At 60.3% G+C, this 9,473-nt stretch carries 9 protein-coding genes, 1 tRNA gene and 1 pseudogene; 5 read left to right on the forward strand and 6 right to left on the reverse strand.

Going from position 1 to position 9,473, the window contains the following annotated elements; all coding sequences use genetic code 11:
• The 4 genes from G5358_RS18765 (at position 1) to tsgA (ending at position 3,283) form a co-directional block, all read left to right on the forward strand.
• A tRNA-Ser gene (locus tag G5358_RS18765) sits at positions 1-90 on the forward strand.
• Positions 91-455: 365 nt separating this feature from the next.
• Positions 456-1,037, forward strand: coding sequence for a DUF1349 domain-containing protein (locus tag G5358_RS18770; RefSeq protein WP_216951707.1), 582 nt, complete (start codon positions 456-458; stop codon positions 1,035-1,037).
• A gap of 327 nt (positions 1,038-1,364) precedes the next feature.
• A complete protein-coding gene (gene deoD, locus G5358_RS18775) occupies positions 1,365-2,066 on the forward strand; it encodes a purine-nucleoside phosphorylase (protein WP_216951706.1) in 702 nt (233 codons plus the stop codon).
• A 53-nt stretch (positions 2,067-2,119) separates the two neighbouring features.
• Positions 2,120-3,283 (forward strand): MFS transporter TsgA, encoded by a 1,164-nt coding sequence (tsgA, locus tag G5358_RS18780; RefSeq protein WP_216951705.1) that lies wholly within the window; start codon positions 2,120-2,122, stop codon positions 3,281-3,283.
• A 97-nt stretch (positions 3,284-3,380) separates the two neighbouring features.
• Here tsgA and G5358_RS18785 read toward each other — a convergent pair whose 3' ends face one another.
• The gene (locus G5358_RS18785; protein ID WP_216951704.1) at positions 3,381-4,058 is read right to left on the reverse strand and encodes a Crp/Fnr family transcriptional regulator; all 678 of its coding nucleotides are present in this window, start codon (positions 4,056-4,058) and stop codon (positions 3,381-3,383) included.
• Between the two features lie 163 nt (positions 4,059-4,221).
• A complete protein-coding gene (gene rimO, locus G5358_RS18790) occupies positions 4,222-5,550 on the reverse strand; it encodes a 30S ribosomal protein S12 methylthiotransferase RimO (protein ID WP_216951703.1) in 1,329 nt (442 codons plus the stop codon).
• 293 nt (positions 5,551-5,843) lie between these two features.
• On the opposite strand from rimO, the gene G5358_RS18795 reads away from it, so the two are divergent.
• A complete protein-coding gene (locus G5358_RS18795; protein ID WP_216951702.1) occupies positions 5,844-6,968 on the forward strand; it encodes an HD domain-containing phosphohydrolase in 1,125 nt (374 codons plus the stop codon).
• Positions 6,969-7,131: 163 nt separating this feature from the next.
• Here the strand turns inward: G5358_RS18795 and G5358_RS18800 are convergent, their stop codons facing one another.
• The 4 genes and pseudogenes from G5358_RS18800 to G5358_RS18815 form a co-directional block, all read right to left on the reverse strand.
• On the reverse strand, positions 7,132-7,317 hold the full coding sequence (locus G5358_RS18800; protein ID WP_005338109.1) for a hypothetical protein: 186 nt from the start codon (positions 7,315-7,317) through the stop codon (positions 7,132-7,134).
• A gap of 42 nt (positions 7,318-7,359) precedes the next feature.
• Positions 7,360-7,940: pseudogene (locus G5358_RS18805) on the reverse strand (NifB/NifX family molybdenum-iron cluster-binding protein).
• Complete coding sequence (locus tag G5358_RS18810) at positions 7,937-8,251, reverse strand: DUF134 domain-containing protein (RefSeq protein WP_216951701.1); 315 nt, start codon at positions 8,249-8,251, stop codon at positions 7,937-7,939. The pseudogene G5358_RS18805 and the gene G5358_RS18810 overlap by 4 nt, the downstream one beginning before the upstream one ends.
• A gap of 223 nt (positions 8,252-8,474) precedes the next feature.
• A partial coding sequence (locus G5358_RS18815; RefSeq protein WP_421324685.1) for a dicarboxylate/amino acid:cation symporter occupies positions 8,475-9,473 on the reverse strand: 999 nt, incomplete at its 5' end.

Genomic DNA, 9,473 nt, shown 5'->3' on the forward strand with positions numbered 1-9,473 from the left:
GGAGAGATGCCGGAGTGGCCGAACGGGATTGACTCGAAATCAATTGTGGCAGCAATGCCACCCAGGGTTCGAATCCCTGTCTCTCCGCCACATACCAAGCCCAAGCAATTAGATTGCTTGGGCTTTTTCGTTTCGTGTGATGCCTGATATGCCATCTGATGTTGGCTGGCTTGAAGCGTCCCCTCTATCGACCACCTGTTAGTCGACTCGAGCCCATATCGAGATGTCTTATCGTCGTGCAATAGGGGCCCCCTTTTACTTGCCCGATCGCCTATCGGTTGCAAGGTTGGCCCCAACGGCTTGCTCGCCAGTCATGATGGCGACACAATGGAGTCCCTTTGGTTGGCCGCTCGCAGCTGGGGCTCGTGGCCGAATGGCCAGCGATAGTATGAGCGCGCCCGAGTGTTATGGGCCGGTGACAACGGGAAACATGGCGAGAACAGGAGCAAAAGAGGATGAGGGAAGGGCTTGAATGGTGCTGGCTCAATGAACCGGCCGAATGGCACAAAACAAGCGACGGCTTGCTGGTGGTAACGGACAAGCAGACCGATTTTTGGCGCAGCACCTGGTATGGTTTCGAGCGCCACAGTGGGCATCTCTATGGCTGTGAGGTCGAGGGTGAATTTACCTTTCAGGTCTGTGTCGAAGGGGAGTTCACCACCCTCTACGATCAGGCGGGGTTGATGTTGCTGCAAGACGAGGCGCACTGGCTCAAAGCGGGGATAGAGTACAACGATGCCCAACCGATGATCGGCAGCGTGCTCACCAATCTGCGATCTGACTGGGCCACCGGTATTTTCAGCGGCAATCCGCGCCGTTTCTGGCTGCGCCTGACCCGGCTGGCCGATTGTCTGCGTCTGCAATACTCCACCGATGGCGAGGTGTGGCCACTGCTGCGGCTCGCTCCGTTCCCGCCAGGCGAGCGCTGCTTTATCGGAGTGATGTGCTGCACCCCCGAGCGACAGGGGTTGGTGGTGCGTTTTTCGGATCTGCGCCTCACGCCGCCCCTTGGCAAGGCACTGCATGATTTGAGCTAGCCAGCCCATGGCTGGCATTGCGTGTCAACCGGCAGAGTGAACAATGCCGTCGGCCTGTAGCGTCATTCGCAGGGCCTACCGAGCGGGAGGGGCGTTGCCCTCCCGCTTTTTTACACCGGTAGGTCGGGAATGGCGGGTGGCTGTGATGGGCAAGCCTTGGCAAGCAACGTCGAAAAGCATGCGGTATGCGATGTAGCAGACAACAAGTTACCGGAACTGGGATCTCGATCGGGACAACAGGACTTTTGTCCTGCAAGGGGAGGTGGGGTGGCGGCTAGGATGGCCACATCAAAACAATAAAACGAGTCAAACTGGAGCACAACAACCATGACCGCTCATATCAATGCCAACCCGGGCGATTTCGCCGAGACCGTCATTATGCCGGGGGACCCGCTGCGGGCCCGCTATATCGCCGAGACCTTTCTGACCAATGCACGCGAGGTGACCAATGTGCGCAATATGCTGGGCTACACCGGCTATTACAACGGCCAGCGTATCTCGGTGATGGGCCACGGCATGGGGATCCCCTCCATGGTGCTCTACGCCCACGAGCTGGTGAACGACTTCGGGGTCAAGCGGATCATCCGCATCGGCAGTCTGGGAGCGACCCAGCGCCACGTGCAGATGCGCGACGTCATTCTGGCGCAGGCGGCGGGCACAGATTCCCCGACCAATGCCAAGCGCAGCGCCGGTTACCAGATGGCGACCTCGGCCGACTTTGCCCTGCTGCACAAGGCGTACACCCAGGCGCAGGAGAAGGGCATTCCGGTCAAGGTGGGCAATATCTTCACCGGCGACCTCTATTACGATCCGGATGAAAACCTCATTCCGGCGCTGGAGAAGTTCGGCGTGCTCGGCATCGACATGGAGGTGGCCGGTCTCTACGGGCTGGCCCATCAGCAGGGGATCGAGGCGCTCGCCATCCTGACCGTCTCCGACCACTGCCTGACCGGTGAAGAGACCACTGCCGAGGAGCGGCAACTCTCCTTCAACCAGATGATCGAGCTGGCGCTGCACACCGCGCTGTAAGCGCCGCGGCCCGCCCAACCCTGCACGCACCCTGACCCCAAGAGAGATCCAATATGAACAATAAGCTCTCCCTCACTGCCATCAGCTTCCTGGCCAACTTCGTGATGGCCGGTTTTGCGACCCAGTTCGGCATGCTGATCGACCCCATCGCCGCCAAGTTCGGCGCCGACGTCAATCAGGTGGCCTCCATCTTCTCCCTGCTCAACGGCGGGGCGCTGGCGGGCACCATTGCCGCCTTCTTCCTCATCGAGAAGGTGGGCCTCAAGCGGATGACGCTGCTCTGCTACGGCCTGATCGCGCTGGCGGCGGCTTCGCTTCATCTGACCGGCTCGCTCTATGTGGTGATGGCGGCCATGACGGTGATTGGCCTGTGCGGTGGGGTGGGACTCTGCATTGCGGGGACTCTAGTGGTGAGCGTCTGGCAGGCGCGGATGCAGAGCACCATGCTGGTGGTGCAGGATGCCACCTTCAACGTGGCCGGGGTGGTCTTCCCGCTTGTCACCACCTATACGCTCACTCACGCCATGGCGTGGAGCTGGAGCTATCTGGCGGTGGGCGTGGTGGCACTGGCGACCATGCTGGTGGCGGTGCTGACCAACTTCCGCAGCTGTGAGGCGGGCGGCGAGAGCGCCGGCAACGAGCACTCGGAGTGGAACCTTGGCATCATCAGCGGTGGGCTGGGGCTTTTTCTGGGCATGCTGGCGCTCTACACCTTCCTCACTTGGGCGCCCATGTTCGTGAAGAACAAGTTCGGCATCCCCTTCGAGGAGGCGGGCAACATCATCACCCAGTACTGGACGGCGGCCCTGCTCGGCGCGCTGGTGTCGACCGCCATCGTGACCCGCATTGCGATCCGCACCTTCCTGTTGGTGATCATCACTCTGGCGATGGGGATGACGGCGCTTATCGTCACCACCGACAACCTGAGCCAGCTGCCATACCTCACCTACGGTTACGGCTTTGTCTGCGCCGCGCTCTACAACGCCTTTATCGCCTACGGGGTGTCGTTTGTGCGCCAGGCATCGAGCAAGAACGTCTCCTATATTCTCATCAGCGGCAGCGCGGGGGCCATGTTCAGCCCGGCCATCAGCGCCCTGTTCGAGCAGGTGATCGGCCTGCAGGCGGTGATGTACGCCATCCCGCTTATCTACGCCGTGATCCTCGCCATGCTGGTAGCCTCGCTGCGCATGGCCCGGCCTCAGCCCTGTCTCGCCTGAGCGGGGGAGTAAACAGCAAGAGGGGCGGTATAAACCGCCCCTCTTTTTTGTTGCTGTTCCGCTTGTTGCTGCTCAGTCGGCAACTGAGGCCTGCGACTTATGGCTGCTCCAGAAAGGCCTTGAGCCCCGCCAGATCGCGGATCTGCAATCCCTCTTCGCCGCGCTCCACCAGTCCCTTCTCCATCAGCTCTTTCACCGCCCGCCGGTAGACCCGGTCGGTCGTGCCGAAGCGTTCCGCCTCCTGATACCCCTTGCGAAAGCCGCTCACCGGGTTGTGGTGGCAGTGGCTGTGATAGAGGTCGAGGGCGATGTTGTAGCTGATGGGGTAGAGCATGCGGCAGGTGAAGATATCCACCGTGTCCTGATAGTCGATGGCAATGGCGGTGGCAAAGAAGAGCGCCACCTTGGGGTGGGCGACCAGCGCCTGCTCCAGCTGCTCGCCGTCGATGCGGGCCACTTCCAGCGGCTCCTCGGCGATGATGTCGAGCTGGCAGCGGTAGCCGGTGAAGAACTCCATCTCGCCAAACAGCTGGTTGTCGCACTCCAGGGTGCCGAGCTGAAAGCGGCGGCCATTCATGGCGGTGTGGCCCATGGCGATGCGGCCGCCCGGTACCAGCACCAGATCCCGCAATAGCTCCCCCTGACGCATCAGGGGCTCCCCCTCGGGGATCAGATGCTGCTCCGTGATGCAGGATTGCACTACCTGCACGATAAGATCATGACTGGCCTGCCAGTGGGGCTGAAAGCGTCCCTTGAGAAGGGGTTTGAGTTGCATGGGATTTCGAGTCGTCGCCAAACAGAAACGACTATTACACACCCTTGCATACGGATATACCAGTTTTGTACCGCAAAGTGGGGCTTACTGGTGTAGAAGTGCAATCTGGAAGCATAAAAAAGCGCCCGAAGGCGCTTTTTCATTGAGCGGTGGTCAGCAAGGGTTAGCTAATCAGGCTGGCCCACAGGTCATATTCGTCGGATTCATCGATCCGCACCTTGACCATATCGCCCGGCTTGAGGCCGGTTTCGCCGTTGAGGTAGACCAGACCGTCGATCTCCGGCGCATCGGCGAAGGAGCGGCCAGTGGCACCTTCTTCATCCACTTCGTCGATGATGACGGTCATCTCCTGACCCACTTTGCGGGCCAGCTTGCGGATGGAGACCTGCTGTTGCAGCTCCATAAAGCGCTGGAAGCGCTCTTCCTGAATCGCTTCCGGTACCGGATCCGGCAGCTCGTTGGCCAGCGCCCCTTCGACCGGGCTGTATTTGAAGCAACCGACCCGATCCAGCTCCGCCTTGTCGATAAAGTCCAGCAGCATCTGGAAATCTTCCTCGGTCTCGCCCGGGAAGCCGACGATAAAGGTGGAGCGCAGGGTGATCTGCGGGCAGATCTCGCGCCACTTCTGGATCCGCTCCAGGGTGCGCTCGACCGAACCCGGGCGCTTCATCAGTTTGAGGATGCGCGGGCTGGCGTGCTGCAGCGGGATGTCGAGGTAGGGCAGGATCTTGCCATCACGCATCAGCGGGATGACGTCATCCACGTGCGGGTAGGGGTAGACGTAGTGCAGACGTACCCAGATATCGAGCTTGGCCAACTCTTCGCACAGGGCGACCATGCTGGTCTTGACCGGCATGCCGTCGTAGAAACCGGTGCGGTGCTTCACATCGACGCCGTAGGCGGAGGTGTCCTGGGAGATCACCAGCAGCTCCTTCACGCCGGCCTCTTTCAGACGCTTGGCTTCGGCCAGCACGTCGCCGATGGGGCGGCTCACCAAATCCCCGCGCATGGAGGGGATGATGCAGAAGGTGCAGCGGTGGTTGCAGCCTTCGGAAATCTTCAGATAGGCGTAGTGGCGCGGGGTCAGCTTGACGCCGTGGGCCGGTACCAGACTGGTGAAGGGGTTGTGCTGCGGCTTCTCCACATATTTGTGGACGTGACCCAGCACCTCTTCATAGGCGTGGGGGCCGGTGATCTCGAGCACCTTGGGGTGGATCTCGCGGATCTGGTTCTCTTTGGCACCCAGGCAGCCGGTGACGATCACCTTGCCGTTCTCGGCTAGTGCTTCGCCGATCGCTTCCAGCGACTCTTGCACCGCGCTGTCGATAAAGCCGCAGGTGTTGACGACGACCAGCTCGGCATCGTCATAGCTGGGCACCACATCGTACCCTTCGGTACGCAGCTGGGTCAGGATGCGTTCTGAATCGACCAGGTTTTTGGGGCAACCCAAGGAGACGAATCCTACTTTGGGGGCCTGTTTTGTGTTGGACATCGCTCAATCACTCTTAGGTGGCTCTTCTTTAAGGGCGCGGATTTTACCGGAATGGTTAACCAAAAACTATACAGCCAGCATGGCAGAACCTAACAATATCTCCGAGTGGGCAGGATTGGGCCGTGCGAATAGCGGCTGATGGTGGAGCCCTGACTGGCGCGCAGTCCCTGCTGCACAGGTTTGTGGCTGGCAATATGCATTGCTGACTTATTAGTCAATTTCGCGGTCTGTGGCTGGGAACCCTGTCACGGGTGCCCCTATACTCCCATCATGGTGATCCGGTGGAGAAGGCAATGGAAAGTTCATTTGGCGAAAGAATGCAGAATCTGCACGCTACGCTACGCGAGCGTTTTGACAAGCTGAGTCGGGTGGCCATTGCGATTTACGATCCCCATACCGATCAGCTCAAGACCTTCGCCCACAGCACCGAGGGGCCCTCGCCGCTGGTGCAGTATGAGGTGAAGCTGAGCGATGTTCCCTCCTTGCGCTATCTGGCGGAGCACAAGCACCCCCGGGTGCTTGGCAATCTCGATGCCCTGCGTGGTTCCGCGTCGGAACACAGCCGCAAGCTGCTGGAGGCGGGCTATGCCTCCAGCTATACCGAGCCGCTGTTGTTCAACAGCAAGCTGTTTGGTTTTCTGTTTTGCGATGCCATGGAGCCGGGCTATTTCGATGAGTCGATCCAAAGCGAGCTGTCGGCCTATGCCCAGATGTTGTCCGCCATCATTGCGGTGGAGTTCTTCTCTATTCAGACCCTCGGCGGCGCGCTGACCACGGCACGGGAGTTCAGTCGCTATCGGGATGAGGAGACCGCCAACCATCTGCATCGGATGTCGGCCTACTCCCGACTGATCGCCAAGACGCTGGCCCCGACTTGCGGGCTGAGCGACGAGGAGGTGGAGTTTGTCTACCTCTTCTCCGAGCTGCACGACATCGGCAAGATCGCGGTGCCGGATGCCATTTTACTCAAGCCGGGCAAGCTGACCCCGGAAGAGTTCGAGATCATGAAGGTTCACACCAGCAAGGGGCGAGAGATGATCAGCCTGATGATCAATGAGTTTGGCCTCGATGGCATTCACCACACCGATATGCTGACCAACATCATCGCAGGCCATCATGAGCGTTTTGATGGCACCGGTTATCCGCTGGGCCTGGCGGGGGAGGCGATCCCGCTGGCGGCGCGTATCGTGACGGTGGCTGATGTTTTTGATGCCCTGACCAGCGAGCGCCCCTACAAGCAGGCCTGGCCGTTCGAGACGGCGTTTGCCTATCTGGAGGAGCATGCCGGCAGCCAGTTTGATCCCACCTGTGTCGCTGCGGCCCTGCACAACAAGGCCGAGTTTTATGCCATCTATCAGCAGTATCAGGATCCCGCCAGTTCATCCGGTGTGGCGGCCAGTGGCGCAGAGCCGGGTTGAGCGCGTGTGATGAGCGTAAGGGGGAAAGAGGCGGTTCAAGCATGACGAGGAATAAATAGAGAGGGGGCACCAGCAGGTGCCCCCTCTCTTTTATGCTCTTCTCGATTTCACGCGCCCTTATTTTGCCGACCTTGTATCTGCGGCTATGGCGTTTGCGCTCAGGTTACTTTTTGGGCGTCGGCTCGCTGATCTGGTAGAGGTGATCCGCGCAGGCGCTGGAGCAGCCACAGGGGCGCACCTCTTTATCTTCCCGCTTCTGGGCAAGCTGGTATTGGCGCCACCAGATGATGGTGCCCATGGCCAGGATCAGTACGAACGAGGCGAGCAGGCTCAACAACCAGATGGACATGATCTCTTCTCCTTGATGGTGATGACATACACGGCGATGGCATCAGTGATTATGGCAGCAACCGCCCTGCTGGTTGGCGCCTTCACTGCCGTGGCAACAAGTATGGCCTTGCAGTGGGCTCTCTGCCTGATTGCCACTACTGGCGCAACAGTGATCGGAGCCACTGTTGCAACCACCATGACAATGGCTATGACTCTGGCCTGCGCCGACTGGCTGGATGGCACGGATCGCAGATTTGCTCTGATGACGGCGAGACGGACGCCCCTGACTTGCCTCGGTAAGAGGTTGCAAATTGGTGGGGGCCAACAGCGCGGGCAGCGGCAGGCGGGCAGAGAGGCACTGCAGCACCCGGATATTTGCCGCCAGCAGGCGACCCAGCATCCGCTCGCCGATATTGCGCACCACTACCTGACCCACCTGATGATGGGCAAGGGCGTCGAGCAGCGCTTGCTTGCCGTGGCAGCCTTCGGCGGTGGCCGGGTTGGTCAGGGTGGCGATAACGTTCCCTTCGGGGTTAAGAATTGCAGCTGCTCGGCACGGGTAAAGTGGCCAGCCAGCAGCCCCTGACTCAGCATCAGGGCGCTGTTGCTGGGGTTGGTGGTCATGGTTGTGACAGCATTCATGTCGGCTCTTCTCCACTGGTTGGGTGGTCGGGCTCGGCGGGTTGCATCATCAATGCTTTGCCCAGACTCAGACACTCCACCACCTTGTAGCGCCCTTTTTTCAGGATATTGGCCAGGGTCTGGCGGGAAACCCCCATCATCAGGGCGGCCTCCTGCTGCTGCATTCCTTGAAGGTCGACGAGGCGCAGTGCCTCGAACTCGTCAGGGGCCAGCGTGACCTGTTCCAGCTGATGCATGGGGCGGCCGTTGGGTTTGAAGCAGCTGTTGGCGGGGCGGCCACAGATCTGGCGGGCAATCTTGGGTCTTGGCATGGTGGCTCCTAATTGGCATAAGCTATTTATACGCTCATATGTAGCATATGCCAATAATTTTGTCTGATGCAGAGGGTAGCGCCAGTGCTGTTCACGGCAGAGAGGGGTAAAGAGGGGGAGGAGGAATACTAACAAAAGCAGTGAAGGGGACAGAAACGACGCAGGCCCGAACATGGTTCGGGCCTGCGGTTTTGCAGAGGATGGTCGGGCTATCCCGGCGAGCTTACGCCTGTTCGGCCTCGGCCACTGGAGCTGCGCTCTCGCTACCGTTGGCGAAGCGATCCGCCCACAGGGCAATCACGCCGTCACCGGTGACGTTGCAGGCGGTGCCGAAGCTGTCCTGCGCCAGATAGAGGGCGATCATCAGGGCGATGGAGGCTTCACCAAAGCCGAGCATGGAGGTGAGCAGGCCCAGCGCCGACATTACGCCACCACCCGGTGCGCCCGGGGCGGCGATCATGATCACCCCCAGCATCATGATGAAGGGGAGCATGGTTTCGATGCCCGGAATGGCCAGATGCTCGGAGAGGAACATCACCGCGGTGGCGCAGGTGACCAGGGTAATGGTGGAGCCACACAGGTGAATGGTGGCGCACAGCGGTACGGTGAAGTTGGCGATGCTGTCGCTCACCCCGTTGTTCTTGCTCGATTGCAGGGCGACCGGAATGGTGGCGGCGCTCGACATGGTCCCCAGTGCGGTGAAGTAGGCGGGCAGCATGTTCTTGATGAGCTGGGCCGGTGAGCGGCCAAGAGCCAGACCTGTGCCGATAAACAGTACGGAGAGCCAGATCCAGTGCATCAGGATGGCCATCACCAGCACCACGCCGAAGGTTTTCAGGGTAGCGAATACGGTGCCTTCTACCGTCATCTCGACAAAGACACCCGCGATATAGAACGGCAGCAGCGGGATGATCACCTTGGCCAGCAGGCGGTCGATGATGTCACGGCCCTGATCGGCGACACGGCGCAGATCGGTGGCCTGGGTGGCGCTGATGCCGATGCCGAACACGAAGGCGGCAGCCAGTGCCGACATCACGCCAAACAGCGGCGGGATCTCGAGATTGACATAGGAGGCGAGCTTGATGGCTGTGGCCGTGGTGGGCTCGGCGGCGGTGGTGAACTGCGGGATCAGGTGGCTCGCCACGGTAAAGGCGAACAGCCCCGCCAGAATGGTAGAGCAGTAGGAGAGGGCCACGGTTTTGCCCAGCAGCTTGCCGGAGTT

It is taken from the genome of Aeromonas sp. 604176 (assembly GCF_049170755.1).
Taxonomy (GTDB): Bacteria; Pseudomonadota; Gammaproteobacteria; order Enterobacterales; family Aeromonadaceae; genus Aeromonas; species Aeromonas veronii_A.

What these genes read in the sequence shown, in the direction of transcription:
- G5358_RS18770 (WP_216951707.1), top strand. Translation starts at nt 456, where the DNA reads ATGAGGGAAGGGCTTGAATGGTGCTGGCTCAATGAACCGGCCGAATGG.
- G5358_RS18810 (WP_216951701.1), bottom strand. Translation starts at nt 8,251, where the DNA reads ATGCCAAGACCCAAGATTGCCCGCCAGATCTGTGGCCGCCCCGCCAAC.
- deoD (WP_216951706.1), top strand. Translation starts at nt 1,365, where the DNA reads ATGACCGCTCATATCAATGCCAACCCGGGCGATTTCGCCGAGACCGTC.
- tsgA (WP_216951705.1), top strand. Translation starts at nt 2,120, where the DNA reads ATGAACAATAAGCTCTCCCTCACTGCCATCAGCTTCCTGGCCAACTTC.
- rimO (WP_216951703.1), bottom strand. Translation starts at nt 5,550, where the DNA reads ATGTCCAACACAAAACAGGCCCCCAAAGTAGGATTCGTCTCCTTGGGT.
- G5358_RS18785 (WP_216951704.1), bottom strand. Translation starts at nt 4,058, where the DNA reads ATGCAACTCAAACCCCTTCTCAAGGGACGCTTTCAGCCCCACTGGCAG.
- G5358_RS18800 (WP_005338109.1), bottom strand. Translation starts at nt 7,317, where the DNA reads ATGTCCATCTGGTTGTTGAGCCTGCTCGCCTCGTTCGTACTGATCCTG.
- G5358_RS18795 (WP_216951702.1), top strand. Translation starts at nt 5,844, where the DNA reads ATGGAAAGTTCATTTGGCGAAAGAATGCAGAATCTGCACGCTACGCTA.